Genomic DNA, 16,634 nt, shown 5'->3' on the forward strand with positions numbered 1-16,634 from the left:
CGCCCGAAGACTGCGTCCCTGTGGTGGGGCGGTCATCTGCCTGACCTCAGGTAGAGGTTCCAGCGCGTGGATCCATCCGCCCTGCATCCCATTCCCAGGAACGCCACCTCCGTTGAGCGCCCGAGCTCCCACGGCACCCAGGGCACGCGGGCGGTGCCCGCGATCGCCGCGACGCGATCCAGGCACTGCGGCCAGTCGGTGTCCTCCCCCATGCAGTGACCGCACACGTCCACCTTCACGTCGGTCAACCGCGACCTGCCTGCTGCAAAGCTCATGCAGAACACCAACCCGGACCGGGGTAGCCACCGGTTGCCGGCCACCTCATCGAGAAAGGCAGCCAACAACGAGCTGCTCCACAGCCCTGCCCCGAACGCGGTCAGCGGGATGGGCCGATCCAACCTGAAATAGACCTTGAGACGTGACCGGCCCGAGCGGTCGATATCCACGGCAAGAGATGAGACATGAGCGTGGCCGCAAAGAGCTGCGATCGGTGTCGTCCAGGCTTCCGAAGGGACACCCTCTTCGGTCAACCAACGGGTGACTCTGTTCCATCGCGCCAGAGCGCCGCCCCACGCGCCGTTGAGATACACGCCCAGCCCGTCGTCCTGCAGCGGCACCCCGAGCCACACGGTGCCCACCGCCAACTCGGGGTAGGCGCCGACGTCCGTCGGCAGGAGTGCGCGGCACACCTCGGTCGCGCGTGCGCGTGTGGCGCCGTCGAACGTCCTTCGGCTCAATCGCGACAGCGCCGCCATTCCGTGCCGGTGGTGCGCGACTGCCGTGGCTTGATCACTACCAGGATCGGCGACCAGAGCCGTGGTGCGGCGATCGGCATCGACCGAGACGCACACCTGAAGGGGCGAACCATCGGCATTGAGTGCGCTGGCGTAGTCGGTGGACCCGGAGCCCGACGCGCCCTGAGGCCGTAGGAGGTCCCAGGCACCTTGCCTTGCTGCTGCGGCCAGGTCCGGCTCGGCGCTCGCAAGGGCGTGGAGAAGCCGCTCCTCCCGCGCAGGCAGACGCTGCGCCTCGCCCCCGCACGGCGCCCGCACGACGAGCTAGGACGGGTCCGGTTGAACGAGCACTTGACCCGGACGACCAGCAGTTCCTGGGTTCCCGGGGCCGCCGGGCGCGCCAGAGTTTCCTTGGGCGGCAGAGGCGCCGTCGCCGCCACGCTTGCCACCAGGACCAGCGCCCCCAGGACTTCCACCGGCTCCGCCGGCTCCACCCGCGCCCAGCTCGGACTCGCCGCTGAAACTCCCGCCGACGTAGTTCTTGTAGAGGAGGTAGATGTCGCCGCCGTCGGCACCCTTGCCCCCATCGCCGCCACGCCCACCGTTGCCTCCGTCGCCACCGCGTGCGCCGTTCGCCGGATCTTCGCAACCACTGCCGCTGCCGCCGTGTCCCCCACGGCCCCCGGCACCGCCCCCACCGCCTCGGCCTCCGTCCCCGCCGCGCCCACCCTTGTTGATCGCGCTGATCTCGCCGATCAGATCTCGGATGCGGATCGTCAGGTCCGTCGGTGATGGAGCGTCACCGCCGCGTCCTGCGCCCCCACCGTCCGAACCGCGGCTACCGCCGGTCCCGTCCGAAGGCGCGTCGTCGCCGTTCCAATGGCATTCTGCGGCGAACCCGTCACCCCCCTCGCCACCAGTTTGCCCTGCGGTCCCGTCCGGACCGCGGGCGCCGCTCGCTGAGATGTTCTCGAATTCTGCCACCACTAACCCCTAGGATAGTTTCGTTCACAGACAGTTCATCCCGAGGGCTCAGCCCTCAAAATGGATACCGCCAAAGACGCGACCACGAAGCAGTGCTTCATCAAATGGCACCTTGACTTTCGGAATGGTGCGTCGCAGAATCGTCGCCGATATGGTCAGGTCCCCATAACTGCGAACAATTCCTCCCCGTTCGATCGTCACCGAATAGGCGACCAGGGCATGCGGCCCTGGACCGAACTCCAGGACCGAGCCACTCTTGACGAGCACGTTGAAAATGGGCCATAGCGGTATTTCGATCACTGGGAAGGCCAACTCGATGAGCGTCCGGTAGGCCGCAACCTTCCGTGAATCCCCACGCAAATACGCGCGACCGGCCATGCGCAGCTCCGCGTAGTCCTCGGACGACATGCTCGAGGCGGGCTGCGCACCTACCAGGTCGGCCGGCTGGACGTCCTCGCCAGCCTCAGGTGTTCGCGCCTTCGTCTCTGCCCGGCGCTCGCCTGTCGGCCTGAGGTGTTCGCGTGCGCTACCTCCACCTGGGCCGAATCGGGAGAGGAGCCCGCCTCGCCCGGAGCTCGGGGCAGGGACGATCGGTTCCGTCCGATCGAACGTGCTGTCAGGCACTCCGATCCACCGATTGACCTTGTCGAGGTCATTTGTTCGTAGCATGACGGGCCGATAATCACTGGCGGTGTCTTGCCGAGTAGTCAGCGTGGTGAAGGTCCCCGGCTGGGTGATGACGTCACGCGCTATGATCGCTGACTCATCAACACCGAAGACTTCGAGCCGCGCCAAGAAGTCGCCGCGATCTTCGTCGTTCAGTTCACTGAGCATGTCCGACATCTGGTCTCCTTTGTGACCAGCGCACGTCGCCCGCACTGTCCTGACAACGCGCACATTTCGAGGTCGACCATCGAGGGTGCCATCACGTCCAGCGCACTCTCGACGATCCGAACTTGCGCTTCCTCAGCACGTGCCGCGGTCGGAGCACTGCATCCGCATCGTCACGATGTCGCGGCGCGGCACACCGCGACTCGAGTCGGTCATCCGGTCGGCCCGCGTTCGCAATGCCTGCCTGATCTTCGAACTGCCTGAGAAGCCGCCGCGAGGATGAGAAATCGTCTGTCCGCGCGGCACATCTACGAGCTAAGGCAATTCACGATCCTCTGATGAGCTGACTTTCTCCATGGCTAGTTCGGGTCAGTCGGTTCGCCCAGGCGGGCGGGCCCAGACGGGCAGGCCCAAACGGGCCATTGACCCCGCACCAACGTCGATGGTCACGGTCCAAGTCGGTGCACTCACGGCCGCGCCAGGCACCAGTGACCTGCCGTCTGCGCCAGGCTCAGCCGGTGATGGCGCCGTGCGCGGCCGACTGGACCATCTTGGCGTACTTGCCGAGCACGCCTCGGGTGTACTTCGGCGGCAGCGGCTCCCAGCCGACCTTGCGCTTCTCCCACTCGTCCTCGTCGACGCCCTCGATCTCGAGCAGTCGGTTGGCCACGTCGAGGGTGATGGTGTCGCCGTCGCGGACGTAGGCGATCGGGCCGCCGTCGACGGCCTCGGGCGCGATGTGGCCGACGCACAGGCCCGTCGTACCGCCGGAGAAGCGGCCGTCGGTGATCAGCAGGACGTCCTTGCCGAGACCGGCGCCCTTGATCGCGCCGGTGATGGCCAGCATCTCGCGCATGCCCGGACCGCCCTTGGGACCCTCGTAGCGGATGACCACGACGTCGCGGGCCTTGATCTCGCCACGCTCGAGCGCGTCCATCGCGGCGCGCTCGCCGTCGAAGACCCGGGCGGTGCCGGAGAAGACCGAGTCGTCGAACCCGGCGGTCTTCACGACCGCACCCTCGGGCGCCAACGATCCCTTGAGGACCGTCAGGCCGCCGGTCGCGTGGATCGGCCGGTCGAGCTTGCGGATCACGTCGTCGTCGAGCTCCGGCGGGGCGAGGTCGGCGAGGTTCTCCGCCATCGTCTTGCCGGTGACGGTGAGGCAGTCGCCGTGCATCAGGCCGGCGTCGAGCAGCGCCTTCATCACGACGGGGATGCCGCCGATCTTGTCGACGTCGTACATGACGTACTTGCCGAACGGCTTGAGGTCGGCGAGGTGCGGGACCTTGTCGCCGATCCGGTTGAAGTCGTCGATGGTGAGGTCGACCTCGGCCTCGCGGGCCATCGCCAGCAGGTGCAGCACGGCGTTGGTCGAGCCGCCGAGGGCCATCACGACGGTGATGGCGTTCTCGAACGCCTCCTTGGTCATGATCTGGCGGGCGGTGATGCCCTTGCGCAGCAGGTTGACCACGGCCTCGCCGGAGCGGTGCGCGAAGCCGTCGCGGCGCCGGTCCACGGCCGGCGGTGCGGCCGAGCCGGGCAGCGACATGCCGATCGCCTCGGCGACGGCGGCCATCGTGTTGGCGGTGTACATGCCACCGCAGGCACCCTCGCCCGGACAGATCGCCTTCTCGATCCGGGTGACCTCCTCGCGGGAGATCTTGCCGGCGAGGCAGGCGCCGACGGCCTCGAAGGCGTCGATGATCGTCACATCGTTGCCGTCGACCTGGCCGGGCATGATCGAGCCGGCGTACAGGAAGACGCTGGAGAGGTCGAGGCGCGCGGCGGCCATCAGCATGCCGGGCAGCGACTTGTCGCAGCCGGCCAGCAGCACGGAGCCGTCGAGGCGCTCGGCCATCATCACCGTCTCGACGGAGTCGGCGATCACCTCGCGCGACACCAGCGAGAAGTGCATGCCCTCGTGGCCCATCGCGATGCCGTCGGAGACGGAGATGGTGCCGAACTCGAGCGGGTAGCCACCGGCCGCGTGCACGCCGTTCTTTACCGCCTGCGCGAGGCGCTGGAGGGAGAGGTTGCAGGGGGTGATCTCGTTCCAGCTGGACGCCACGCCGATCTGCGGCTTCTCCCAGTCGTCGTCGCCCATGCCTACGGCCCGGAGCATCCCTCGCGCGGCGGTCTTCTCCAGACCGTCGGTCACGTCGCGGGAACGGGGCTTGATGTCGGGCTCGGTCATGACCCCAGGGTATTCGCCGCCCGGTCGCTGGTCTCGACCTGCCCGGCAGCCGAGAGGCGGGCATCACTGCGGCCGGGGTCGGGAGTCCCTAGCCTTGTCCCGTGACCCGGGTGCAATGGAGCGACTACGACGCAGTGCTGTTCGACCTCGACGGTGTCGTGACACCCACGGCCGAGGTCCACATGGCGGCGTGGGCCGAGATGTTCAACGCCTTCCTGACGTCGTACGACGGGGCAGGCGACCGGGCGCCGTACACCGATGCCGACTACTTCGCCCAGGTCGACGGCAAGCCTCGCTACGAGGGCGTCCGTGACTTCCTGACCTCACGAGGCATCCCGGCGCCCCAGGACCTCGTCGTCGAGCTCGGTGATCGGAAGAACGACGCGTTCAACGTGGTGCTGGAGCGGGACGGCGTCGCTGCGTATCCCGGATCGGTGCTGCTGCTCGACCACCTGCGCGACCTCGGCCTGCCGCTCGCGGTGGTGTCGTCGTCGGCCAACGCCCCGGCGGTGCTCGAGGCGGCCGGACTCGCCGACCGGTTCCGGATCGTGGTGAGCGGCACCGTCGCCCACGAGCTCGGGCTGCCGGGCAAGCCGGCACCCGACACGTTCCTGCACGCGGCCCAGTATCTCGGCGCCACCGCGGCCGGCTCGGTGGTGCTCGAGGACGCCGTGTCCGGCGTCCGGGCCGGTGCCGAGGGCGCGTTCGGGCTGGTGGTGGGGGTCGACCGGGGTGCCGGCGCCGAACGTCTGACGGAGGCCGGTGCGACGATCGTCGTTGCCGACCTGGCGGAGCTCGTCCCGACGGGAGATGCCGCATGAACAGTCACGCCGTGGGTCCCGACCCGCTCGACCGCGGCCGCTTCCCGATCGAGCCCTGGGCGCTGATCGAGACCGGCTACCGCCCCGACGATCTCGGAGTCACCGAGACGCTCTTCTCGGTCGCCAACGGCTACCTCGGGATGCGCGGCAACCCCGAGGAGGGGCGCCCGTCGTACGCCCACGGCACCTTCCTCAACGGCTTCCACGAGACCTGGCCGATCCGACACGCCGAGGCGGCCTTCGGCTTCGCCCGCACCGGCCAGACGCTGGTCAACGTCCCCGACACCAAGGTCATGAAGATCTACGTCGAGGACGAGCCCCTGACCTTCGGCACCGCCGACCTCGAGCACTACGAGCGCTGCCTGGACTTCCGCGACGGCGTGCTGCGGCGCAGCCTGATCTGGCGTACGCCGTCCGGCAAGCGGGTGCGTATCGACTCGACGCGGATGATCTCGATGACCCAGCGCCACCTCGCGATCATGACCCTCGAGGTGGAGGTGCTGACCGGTGACGCCCCGATCGTGATCTCGTCGCAGATCCTCAACCGGCAGGACGGCGTCGACGAGTACCGGATGCCGACGACGGCGGGCGGCGACATCGTCGACCCCCGCAAGGCGGGAGCCTTCGGCGAGCGGGTCCTGCTCCCGCGGATGAGCTACGCGACCGACGACCGGCTGATGCTGGGCTACCAGTGCGCGCACTCGGGCATGACCGTCGCGGTCGCGGCCGACCACACGCTGCACACCACCGACGAGTTCGAGACGGTCGCGCGGGCCGAGGAGGACCTGGCCAAGGTGGTCTACCGGGTCGACGCGACCCAGGGCACCACCATGCGGCTGCAGAAGACCGTCGCCTACCACTCCTCGCGCGGCGTACCGGTCCGCGAGCTGTCCGACCGCTGCGACCGCACCCTCGACCGGGCTGCCCGGCACGGTCACACGCACTACGTCGAGGACCAGCGCGGCTGGTACGCCGACTTCTGGGCCGCGGCCGACGTCGAGATCCCCGGCGACACCGACGAGCTCCGCGCGATCCAGCAGGCCACCCGCTACAACCTCTTCAGCCTGGCCCAGGCGAGCGCGCGCATCGACGGGCTCGGCGTACCTGCCAAGGGCATGACCGGCTCGGGCTACGAGGGCCACTACTTCTGGGACACCGAGGTCTACGTGATCCCGTTCCTCAGCTACATCCAGCCGGAGGTGGCTCGCAACGCGCTGCACTTCCGCTCCGTGCTGCTGCCGGCCGCTCGGGAGCGCGCGCGAGAGATGGCTCAGAGCGGTGCGATGTACCCGTGGCGGACGATCAACGGCGAGGAGGCCTCGGCGTACTACGCGGCGGGCTCGGCGCAGGTGCACATCGACGCCGACATCGCCTACGCCCTGATCAAGTACGTGCGCGCTACCGGAGACGAGGGGTTCCTGGTCCGCGAGGGCATCGACATCCTCGTCGAGACCGCCCGGATGTGGGCCGACCTCGGGTTCTGGCGCAGCAACGGTGACGAGTCCTTCCACATCCACGGTGTCACCGGGCCGGACGAGTACACGACCGTTGTCAACAACAACCTCTTCACCAACGTGATGGCTCGCTTCAACCTCGAGCAGGCCGTGGCCTCGGTCGAGCGGATCCGCGACGCCTACCCGCTGGACTTCGTCCGCGTCTCCGCCCGGCTCGGTTTGTCCGACGACGAGGTCGAGGAGTGGCGAGCCTGCGCCGCCGGCATGACGATCCCCTTCGACACCGGCCTCGGCATCCACCCGCAGGACGACTTCTTCCTCGACCGCGAGGTCTGGGACCTGTCCAAGACGCCGTCCGAGCTGCGGCCGCTGCTCCTGCACTACCACCCACTGGTGATCTACCGGTTCCAGGTGCTCAAGCAGGCCGACGTCGTCCTCGCGCTCTTCCTCCAGGGCGACCGCTTCTCACTGGCCGAGAAGCGCGCCGACTTCGAGTACTACGACCCGATCACCACCGGCGACTCGACGCTCTCGGCGGTCGTGCAGTCGGTGATCGCGGCCGAGGTGGGCTACCACGAGGCCGCCCTGCACTACTTCCACGAGTCGCTGTACGTCGACCTGATGAACCTGCACGGCAACACCGTCGACGGCCTGCACATCGCCTCGACCGGCGGGGTGTGGAGCGCTCTGGTGTTCGGCTTCGGCGGCATGCGCGACCACGCGGGCGTGCTGAGCTTCGACCCGCGGCTGCCGTCCACCTGGCCGGCGCTGCGCTTCCGCTTCTGCTGGCAGGGCTCCCGGGTGGTGGTCGAGCTGACCGAGGACCGGATCACCTTCACGCTCCCCGAGCCCGACTCCGCCGACGTGCCGCTGACGGTCCGCGGGACGTCGTACGTCGTCACCGCTGCGGCGCCGCTGGTGGTGGAGCTCGACGGCCAGGGCGACCGGATCGACGGGTTGCTCGGCGACCACCCGGTCATCGGTGGCACCCGCGCCGACGGCAGCACGATCACTGCCGGCGTACCCGACCCGATCCTGCCGCCGGAGGAGTTCGACAACACCGGCGAGCTGCCGATCTACGCACCGGAGACGACGGCGGCCCAAGGAAGCCAGTTCTGAGCAGTCGGCTCTGATCAGGACTCCAGGATCGCCTTGAGCCGGGTGAGTCCCTTCTCGAAGTCCTTGCCGACCAGGCGGTCCATCGAGATCACCTTGCCGACCACGCCCCAGATGCCCTTCTGCTCGCCGCGCATCCGCCAGGTGACCTCGGTGCCCGCGTCCGTCGGCACCAGCTCGAAGGACACCTTGCTGGCGGAGTCGAACGGCTTCATGAAGACCAGGTCGATGTCGATGCGCTCCGGCGAGGAAGCGGTGATCTCCATGGTCCCCTGGCCGGCTTTGCGGTTGCCGCGCCAGGCGTAGTGGGCACCGACACCGGTGGCTGGGCCCGTGTAGGTGCGCTGCAGGTCGGGGTCGAGGTCCTCCCACGGCGACCAGGCCGGCCACTCGTGGAAGTCGTCGATCAGCGCGTGCACGCGCGCCGGGTCAGCCGCGATCGTCGTCGCCCGCACCACCTCGAAGGAGCCCATCGCTAGACGCTCGCCGCTCGGACGACCATCACGTCGGGCAGGTCGCAGACGATCTGGCGCCAGGTGTCGCCCTCATCGGCCGAGCCCCAGACCGCCCCGTTGCGGGCCCCGAAGTAGAGGCCCGTGCGGGTGTGGTCGTCGGCGCACATCGCATCGCGCATCACGGCGACGTAGAACGAGTCGGGCAGTCCGTCGCCGAGCTCCTGCCAGGTCTCCCCCGCGTCCCGGGAGCGCCACACGCGGGCCTTGCCTTCCGGTGGGTAGCGCCCGTCACCGCCGTTGATCGGGAAGACGAAGATCGTGTCGGGCTCGTGCGGGTGCACCACGATCGGGAAGCCGAAGTCTGCGGGAAGCCCGTCGGCGATGGACTTCCAGATCTGGCCCTCGTCGTCGGATCGGTAGACGCCGCCGTGGTTCTGCAGATACAGCCGCTCGGGCCGGCTCGGGTGCCGGGTGATCTTGTGGACGCACTGCCCGAACTCCGGGTACTGCTGGCCCTCGGGCAGGAATTCGGCCCGGATGCCGTGGTTGCGCGCCTCCCAGGACCGACCGCCGTCGGTGGTCTGGTAGACCCCACCGGACGACAGCGCGGCCGTCACCGCCTGCGGGTCGGTGGGGTGGGGCAGCACCGTGTGGAAGGCCTGGCCGCCGAACCCGGCGCCCCACTCGGTGCGGTGCGGGTGGTCCCAGAGCTCCTGCTCGAGCGCGAACGTCTCCCCACGATCGGTGGACTTCCACACCGCGGCCGGCTCGGTGCCGGCGTACACGACGTCGGGATCGACGCCCGGCACCAGCTGCCAGACCCGCTCGACGTTGGCCTCCGACCCCTCCGGGAAGCGGACGGCGCCGTTGGGCGTCTCCTGCCAGGAGGCGCCGAGGTCGTCGGAGCGCCAGACCTGCGGGCCGAGCCAGCTCGATGAGGCACCGGCGAGCAGCCTCGGCGCGTCGCCGCGCGTGTCCACGAGGCAGGAGTAGACCTCCTCCATGTCGAAGTGCGGACCGGTGAACTCCCAGTCCGCGCGCTCCTCGTCCGACGTACCGATCCACAGGCCCTTGCGGGTCCCGACCATCAACAGCGTCCGGTCTGCCATGCCGCCTCCTCGGTCAACCGTCCATTCTTCTAGATTGACCCGGTGACCGGTAGAGACTCATCGCTCCGACTGGTCTCACCGGTCTGGCTGGTCCTGATCGGCATCCTGTCGGTGCAGTTCGGCGCCGGCATCGCGAAGAGCCTCTTCGACGAGATCGCGCCGACCACGATCGTGTGGCTGCGGCTCGTGACCAGCGCCATCGTGCTCGTGGCCATCGCCCGGCCCGTGCTGCGCGGACGCTCTCGTACGGATTGGCTCGTCGTGCTCGCCTTCGGCCTCTGCCTCGGCGTGATGAACTGGGCGATCTACCAGGCGTTCGCCCGGATCCCGCTGGGCATCGCGGTGACGCTGGAGTTCATCGGGCCGCTGACCCTGGCGGTGATCGGCTCCCGGCGGGTGCGCGACCTCCTGTGGGTGCTGCTCGCCGGCCTCGGCGTCGCGGTCCTCGGACTCTCCGGCGGAGGCGAGGTGAACCTGGCGGGCGCTCTCTTCGCGCTGCTCGCCGGGGCGATGTGGGCGTCGTACATCCTCCTGGCGGGCCAGACCGGCCAGCGCTGGCCCGGCTTCGACGGGCTCGCGCTCGCCAGTGTGTTCGCCACCCTGCTGCTCACGCCGTTCGCCATCGGCGAGGGCGGCGGCGACCTCCTCGACCCGCGCATCCTGCTCCTCGGCGCCGCGGTCGGGCTGCTGTCGTCGGTGGTGCCGTACTCCTGCGAGCTGGTCGCCCTGCGCTCGATCAAGGCATCGGTCTTCTCGATCCTGATGAGCCTCGAACCCGCCGCGGCGGCTCTCGCCGGCATCATCGTCCTCCAGGAGTTCCTCACCTGGGAGCAGTGGCTCGCGATGACCTTCGTCGTGATCGCGTCCGTGGGCGCCACGCGTTCCTCCCGGACCCTCGCTCCCGCGCCCGACTGAGCGCGCGGCGGCGGACGTCATACGAATCGTGGGCAAGAGACCACGATTCGTATGACGTCCGGGGCCGGACGGAGTTCACGCAACCGTCACACGTCGTTGACCCGGGCGAAGCGGCCGGCTCCTAGCGTGGGCCGCACGTTGTCACTCGGGACACACATGGGAGCCCGCGATGCAGTTGGTACCGCGCCACGCCGCACGGCCGATCGGGCACGCCGTGGATGCCGTACGACGCTGGCCGGTCGAGTCCCAGCAGCGCTCTCGCCGCAACGCCATGATCGCCTCCACCGCCCTCGCACAACGGCGTGCGGAGCTCAATGACGTCGAGGACTTCCTGGCCGCACGCGGTCGCTCCCCGGCGCCGGAGGTCGCAGCTCAGGCTGCACACGGTTGAGCCTGCCGGGCGGGACGCCTCTCCCTGGCCGCCCGGCGGGTTCAGCCTTGATCGCTAGGGTCTCCAGCATGAGACGCCTCGTCGCCCTCGCCAGTGCCGCCGTCCTCACCGCGGGCGGCCTCACCGCGTGCAGCGACGGCAGCGACGAGCCCGGCAAGACGTTCGCGTCGCCCACGCCGTCCGAGAGCGCGCGGTCCGGGACACCGTCGTCGAGCGAGGCACCCGAGAAGGACACGACCCCACCGAAGGTCGTCGACACCGTTGCGACCGGACTGGCGGCGCCCTGGGGCGTCGCGTTCCTGCCCGACGGCGACGCGATCGTGACCGAGCGCGACACGACCAGGGTGCTGCTGCTCGCGAGCCCGGCGTACGACGTGCGCGAGATCGGCACCATCTCGGACGCCGTCGGCATCGGCGACGAGGGCGGGGAGGCCGGGCTGCTCGGCGTCGCTGTCTCCCCCGACTTCGAGGCCGATCGGCTGCTGTTCTTCTACTACAGCGCCGAGACCGAGAACCGGATCGTCAAGGCGACCCTCGAGGGCGGGAAGCTCGGTGCTCCCACCACCATCCTGGCCGGAATCCCCCGCGGGTTCATCCATGACGGCGGTCGGCTCGCGTTCGGGCCCGACGGCTACCTCTACGCCTCCACCGGCGAGACCGGGCAGTCCGACCTCGCCCAGGACAAGAGCACCACGGCCGGCAAGATCCTGCGGATCACCACCGACGGCGACCCGGCTCCGGGCAACCCGTTCAAGGGCTCGCCGATCTGGTCCTACGGACACCGCAACGTGCAGGGACTCGCGTTCGACGACCGGGACCGGCTGTGGGCCTCGGAGTTCGGGGCGAACACGTTCGACGAGCTCAACCTGATCACGCCCGGCACCAACTACGGATGGCCGATGGTCGAGGGCATGGGCAACGGCGACAGCTCACTGCAGGACCCCCAGCTCGTCTGGAACACCGACGACGCCTCACCGTCCGGGCTCGCCTGGCTCGACGGGGATCTCTGGATGGCATCACTCAGGGGTGAGCGGCTCTGGCAGGTCGACGTCACGGGCAAGCAGGCCCAGGATCCGACTGCCTTCTTCGTCGGCAAGTACGGCCGGATGCGCACCGTCGTCGCTTCTCCCGACGGCAACCTCTGGGTGACCACCAGCAACACCGACGGTCGCGGCGACCCGGCCGCCGGCGACGACCGGATCCTGGTCATCGAGCCCTGACGACCCCGGTGACCGTCGCGCGACGGGCGGCCCGTCGCAGCGTCGCCAGGATCGCGGGACCGAGCAGCGCGATCGCCACCGCGGTGGTGATCGCGCGCATGGTGTCCCAGCTGCCCGTCGACGTCAGCACCGTGTAGACGAGGAACCGGTGCAGGTTGTCGAGCACCGCGGCGCCGGGCACGTAGGACAGCGAGCCCTCGTGACCCTCGACCGCGATGCCGGCGATGAAGGGCCATCCGGACAGGTTCATCAGCAGGCCGAAGGCGTACGACGCGAACACGCCGTACGCCGCGAGCAGCGCGATCTCGGCGCGTCCGGTGAACCGGCGCGGCAGCAGCCCGGCGCCCATGCCGACCCAGGCGGCGCAGAGCATCTGATAGGGCAGCCAGGGGCCGACGCCGGCCGCCATCAGGGCCGATGCGAAGAGCGACGTGCAGCCCAGGACGAACCCGAAGCCCGGCCCGAAGACCCGCCCGCCGAGAATCAGCAGGAAGAACGTCAGCTCGACGCCCGCCGTACCCGGGGAGACGCCGCGCAGGATCGCGTTGGCCGCGCTGAGCACGCCGAGGACGGCGAGCACGCGCGGGTCGAGGCCACCCTCGTTGAGTTCCGCGAGCACCACCGCGATCACGATCGGCAGCAGCGCGAGGAAGAGGAACGGCGGGTCCACGCGCTCCCCCGTGCCGGCACGCAGGAGCAGCGGCCAGCAGAGCATCATCAGGCCGGCGAACGATGCGACGCCCAGCACCAGAGCCGAGCGGGGAGAGATGCGGACCGCCGGGGTGCTCACAGCGCGGCCACGACCTCGTCGACGCGCAGCCACGGCGCACCGAGCACCTTGGTGACCTGCGGGGCGAACGCCGGCGACTCCGCCACGACCCGGCGCACCGGCCCCGACGAGACGACCTCGCCGTCCGCGAGCACGACGACGTCGTCGGCGACCTGGGCCACGAACTCGACGTCGTGGGTGGCCACCAGGACGGCGTGATCGTCGGCGGTGAGCCCCCGCAGGATGCCGGCCAGCACGTGCTTGGCGGCGTAGTCGAGTCCGCGCGTGGGCTCGTCGAGCAGCAGGACACGCGGTCGAGACACCAGCACCAGCGCCAGGGCGAGCGCCAGGCGCTGCCCCTCCGAGAGGTCGCGGGGGTGCTGGTCGCCGGGGATCCCGGGCACCAGCCGGTCGAGCAGCGCGCGGCACTCACCGGACCCGCCGTCGGCGGCCGCGCACTCCTGGTCGACGGTCTCGAGGTAGAGCAGGTCCGCGGCGTTCTGCGGCACCAGCCCGACCAGCGCGCGGCGACCGGCAGGGGCGAGGGCTGCCGGGTCGCTGCCGGAGACGTCCACCCGGCCCGCCGTACGGCGACCGCTGCCCTGGACCGCCCACAGCAGCGAGGACTTGCCGGAGCCGTTGCGTCCCATCAGGGCGGTGACCCGGCCGGCGCCGAGCTCCAGGTCGAGGTCTCGTACGGCGACGGTCTGGCCGTGCACGACATCGAGGCCGCGTACGGCGACCGCGGTCGCTGCCGGTGCGTCGACCGTCACGGGCGGCGTCCCCAGCCGGGCGGTGAGGTCACGAGCCAGGCGGCGGGCGTCGCGGACGCTGAGCGGCAGCGGGCTCCAGCCGGCGGCGCGGCCGAGCTCGACGATCGGGGGTACGACGGGCGAGGTGACGAGCAGCTCGCCCGGCTCCCCCACGGTCACCCGGCCCGCACCCGTCAGCAGGCACATCCGGTCGACGAACGGGATCACGCGCTCGAGCCGGTGCTCGGCCAGCAGCACCGACACCCCGAGGTCGTGGACCAGTCGCGTCAGCGTCGCGAGCACCTCCTCGGCTGCGGTCGGGTCGAGCGCGGAGGTGGGCTCGTCGAGCACGAGGAGCCGCGGGTGCATCGTGAGCACCGATCCGATCGCGACGCGCTGCTGCTGGCCGCCGGAGAGCGCGCGTAGGTCGCGGTGGCGCAGGTCGGCGATGCCGAGCAGGTCGAGGGTCTCCTCGACCCGGCGGCGCATCGTCTCCGGCGGCAGGCCGAGCTGCTCCATGCCGTAGGCGAGCTCCTCCTCGACCGTGTCGGTGACGAAGCCGGCCGCGGGGTTCTGGCCGACGTACCCGATCGCGTGCGCGCGCTCGCGCGGCGGCATGTGCACGATGCTGACGCCGTCGAGCAGCACGTCGCCGTCCAGCGTGCCGCCCGAGAAACGCGGCACCAGCCCGGTCACGACGCCGAGCAGCGTGGACTTGCCGACCCCGGTCGGCCCGGAGACCAGCACCAGCTCGCCCTCGTCGACGACCAGGTCGACGCCGTCGAGGACCGGCACCGTGTCGTCGTACGAGAAGGTGATGCCGCGCAGCTCGATCATGCGGCCATCTCCGCACGGGCGGGTACGACGGGCGCGGCGGCGTTCGAGCGGGCAGGGGGCGGGGAGCAGAGTCCTCCGAGGAGCGCAACCACCCCGGCGGCGAGCGCCGCGGCACTGAGCGTCGGGAACGCGTCGAGCGGCGGGTAGGCGACCAGGAGCTGGTGCTCGCTGACCCACCAGCCGGCGCCGGCGACCAGGAGGCCGGAGGCGACGACGGCTACCTCAGGCCAGCGCCACGGGTCGGGGCGGTAGCGGGTGCGCTCGACCCGGCGACCGGCGCTGCGCAGCCCGGCGACGGCCGCGACCGTCCCGATCACGAGCATCGGCAGCGCCAGGATGCGCGGGGCGGTGTGGTCGAGCACGGCGTACGTCCCGACGCAGATGCCGACCAGGCCGGCCAGCATCAGTGCGCCCGTCGTACGACGCTGGGCGGGCGTGGCGTCGCCCGCGCGGCCGTAGCCGCGAGCGTCCATGCCGGCCGCCAGGGCGAGCGAGCGTTCGAGCGCGTCCTCGAGGACGGGCACCAGCAGCCGGCGCAGGCCGTTGACACGGCCGGTCTCTCCCGCCCGCAGCGCCTGCGCGGCGCGGACCCGGCGCAGGCTGTCGGCGAACTGCGGCAGCACGCTCACCGCGACCACGAGCGCGGTCCCGATCTCGTAGAGCGCCGGGGGCACCGAGCGCAGCAGCCGCTTCGGGTTGGCCAGCGAGTTGGCCGCCCCGACACAGATCACGATCGTCGCGAGCCGGAGTCCGTCGTACAACGCGAAGAGCAGCGCCTCCGAGTAGAGCGGTCCGAGCAGGGTGATCCCAGCGACCCAGTCGGGCAGCGGGATCGACGGCAGGTCGAGCAACACCCGGCCGCCGAAGTAGCCGCCGAAGACCATTCGGAACGCCACCCGGATCACCACGATCGCCACGCCCAGCCACACATAGAGCCGGAACGACTGGCCCCACGGCTGCTCGGAGCGGCGCAGCGAGACCACCAGCGCGGCGACCCCGATCAGCATGAGCAGGATCAGCGGGTTGGTGGTCAGCGACGCGGCGACCGCGAGCCCGATGGCCCACAGCCACCAGGCCACCGGGTGCAGGTCGCGGGGCCGGCTCACGGGGTCGGGTTCCGCCGTCGGCGTACGACGGCGACGGCACCGCCTGCGGCGAAGAGGACGGCCACGACGACCGGGCCGACCCAGGTGGGCAGGCCGCCGTCAGACGCATCGGCAGGGTCGGAGGCGGCCGGGGCCGCGTCGGTGCTCTTGGTGCTGTCGGTGGACGCGGGCGCTGACTCCGGCAGCATCTCGCCGTCCACGCCTCCTGGTGGCTTCGTCGGCTGACCGGCCTTGCCGGACTGCTGCTTCGCCGGCGATGAGCTCGGCGTCGAGGACTCCGTGGTCGAGGGGCTGTCCGACGCGCTCGCGGGGTCCCCCTTCGTGGAGGTGGCCGAAGGCTTGGTCGACGGCTCGGACTTGCTCGAGGGCTTGCTCGAGGGTTTGGTCGACGGCTCGGTGGACGGCTTGCTCGAGGGCTTGGTCGACGGCTTCGACGTCGGCTTGCTGGTCGGCGTCGGCGCCACCGCGTGGGCCGCCGGGCTGAGGCCGGGGGTGGACCGGGTGGCACTGCCGTTCCACGAGAACGCGACGTACCCGCCTTCGGGGACGTCCAGCCCGCTCGCCGACGTGGTGGCGTAGGTCCAGGCGCCAGACTTGCCGTCGGACCACCACAGGCCCCAGTAGGCGTCGGCCGGCGGGGTGTTGACGCACGGATCGGACGCGGGCTTCCCCGAGACACGGCAGACGAACCCCGGCTGCCGCTGGACGTAGCTCAGGCCGAAGCCCGCCGACCCGAAGAGCGATGTCGCCGACGACCCCCCGCCCCCGGCGACGCAGGCGGTCTGGACGCCGCCGCCGAGCTCGTGGAAGTCGACGACGACGCTCACGCCGCTGCCGCTCGAACAGGTCGCAGCCGACGCCGGCCCTGCGGGCAGCACCAGCCCCGCCGCCGCGACCAGGACGGTCGCGGCGGCGAGACGAAGAGCGCTGCCGAGGAGCTGCACGG

Annotated in this window: 14 protein-coding genes; 5 read left to right on the forward strand and 9 right to left on the reverse strand. The window is 70.5% G+C overall.

From position 1 onward, the window contains the following. Positions 1–32: 32 nt before the first annotated feature. The 3 genes from ABEA33_RS03680 to ilvD all read right to left on the reverse strand — a co-directional run bounded on the left by ABEA33_RS03680 (position 33) and on the right by ilvD (position 4,743). Positions 33–851 (reverse strand): hypothetical protein, encoded by an 819-nt coding sequence (locus ABEA33_RS03680; protein WP_345525226.1) that lies wholly within the window; start codon positions 849–851, stop codon positions 33–35. 915 nt (positions 852–1,766) lie between these two features. Beyond that, positions 1,767–2,561: a hypothetical protein gene (locus ABEA33_RS03685; protein ID WP_345525227.1), complete on the reverse strand. Its 795-nt coding sequence runs from the start codon at positions 2,559–2,561 to the stop codon at positions 1,767–1,769. Positions 2,562–3,060: 499 nt separating this feature from the next. Then, entirely contained in the window at positions 3,061–4,743 is a 1,683-nt protein-coding gene (gene ilvD, locus ABEA33_RS03690; protein ID WP_345525228.1) for a dihydroxy-acid dehydratase, read from the reverse strand. A gap of 110 nt (positions 4,744–4,853) precedes the next feature. Here ilvD and ABEA33_RS03695 point away from each other — a divergent pair, with 110 nt between their 5' ends. Both ABEA33_RS03695 and ABEA33_RS03700 read left to right on the forward strand, forming a co-directional pair. Next, positions 4,854–5,564, forward strand: coding sequence for an HAD family hydrolase (locus ABEA33_RS03695; protein ID WP_345525433.1), 711 nt, complete (start codon positions 4,854–4,856; stop codon positions 5,562–5,564). Further along, on the forward strand, positions 5,561–8,137 hold the full coding sequence (locus ABEA33_RS03700; protein WP_345525229.1) for a glycoside hydrolase family 65 protein: 2,577 nt from the start codon (positions 5,561–5,563) through the stop codon (positions 8,135–8,137). The genes ABEA33_RS03695 and ABEA33_RS03700 overlap by 4 nt, the downstream gene beginning before the upstream one ends. A gap of 14 nt (positions 8,138–8,151) precedes the next feature. On the opposite strand, the gene ABEA33_RS03705 is transcribed toward ABEA33_RS03700, so the two are convergent. Together ABEA33_RS03705 and ABEA33_RS03710 are read right to left on the reverse strand one after the other, a co-directional pair. Beyond that, positions 8,152–8,607 (reverse strand): SRPBCC family protein, encoded by a 456-nt coding sequence (locus ABEA33_RS03705; protein ID WP_345525230.1) that lies wholly within the window; start codon positions 8,605–8,607, stop codon positions 8,152–8,154. A gap of 2 nt (positions 8,608–8,609) precedes the next feature. After that, complete coding sequence (locus tag ABEA33_RS03710) at positions 8,610–9,698, reverse strand: WD40/YVTN/BNR-like repeat-containing protein (RefSeq protein ID WP_345525231.1); 1,089 nt, start codon at positions 9,696–9,698, stop codon at positions 8,610–8,612. Between the two features lie 42 nt (positions 9,699–9,740). On the opposite strand from ABEA33_RS03710, the gene ABEA33_RS03715 reads away from it, so the two are divergent. From ABEA33_RS03715 to ABEA33_RS03725, 3 genes are all read left to right on the forward strand, one after another. After that, complete coding sequence (locus ABEA33_RS03715) at positions 9,741–10,613, forward strand: EamA family transporter (protein ID WP_345525233.1); 873 nt, start codon at positions 9,741–9,743, stop codon at positions 10,611–10,613. Positions 10,614–10,782: 169 nt separating this feature from the next. Then, entirely contained in the window at positions 10,783–11,004 is a 222-nt protein-coding gene (locus ABEA33_RS03720; RefSeq protein ID WP_345525234.1) for a hypothetical protein, read from the forward strand. A gap of 68 nt (positions 11,005–11,072) precedes the next feature. Beyond that, positions 11,073–12,224 (forward strand): PQQ-dependent sugar dehydrogenase, encoded by a 1,152-nt coding sequence (locus tag ABEA33_RS03725; protein ID WP_345525235.1) that lies wholly within the window; start codon positions 11,073–11,075, stop codon positions 12,222–12,224. Here the strand turns inward: ABEA33_RS03725 and ABEA33_RS03730 are convergent. The 4 genes from ABEA33_RS03730 to ABEA33_RS03745 are packed head-to-tail and all read right to left on the reverse strand — an operon-like array spanning position 12,211 to position 16,632. Continuing rightward, the gene (locus tag ABEA33_RS03730) at positions 12,211–13,014 is read right to left on the reverse strand and encodes an ECF transporter S component (protein ID WP_345525237.1); all 804 of its coding nucleotides are present in this window, start codon (positions 13,012–13,014) and stop codon (positions 12,211–12,213) included. The two genes, ABEA33_RS03725 and ABEA33_RS03730, sit on opposite strands and share 14 nt — an antisense overlap. After that, positions 13,011–14,582 (reverse strand): ABC transporter ATP-binding protein, encoded by a 1,572-nt coding sequence (locus ABEA33_RS03735; protein WP_345525239.1) that lies wholly within the window; start codon positions 14,580–14,582, stop codon positions 13,011–13,013. Before ABEA33_RS03735 ends, ABEA33_RS03730 begins: the two co-directional genes overlap by 4 nt. Continuing rightward, positions 14,579–15,688 (reverse strand): energy-coupling factor transporter transmembrane component T, encoded by a 1,110-nt coding sequence (locus ABEA33_RS03740; protein WP_345525240.1) that lies wholly within the window; start codon positions 15,686–15,688, stop codon positions 14,579–14,581. Before ABEA33_RS03740 ends, ABEA33_RS03735 begins: the two co-directional genes overlap by 4 nt. Next, a complete protein-coding gene (locus tag ABEA33_RS03745; protein ID WP_345525241.1) occupies positions 15,685–16,632 on the reverse strand; it encodes a hypothetical protein in 948 nt (315 codons plus the stop codon). The genes ABEA33_RS03740 and ABEA33_RS03745 overlap by 4 nt, the downstream gene beginning before the upstream one ends. Between the last annotated feature and the right edge of the window lie 2 nt (positions 16,633–16,634).

The organism is Nocardioides endophyticus (assembly GCF_039543845.1).
Lineage (GTDB): Bacteria > Actinomycetota > Actinomycetes > Propionibacteriales > Nocardioidaceae > Nocardioides > Nocardioides endophyticus.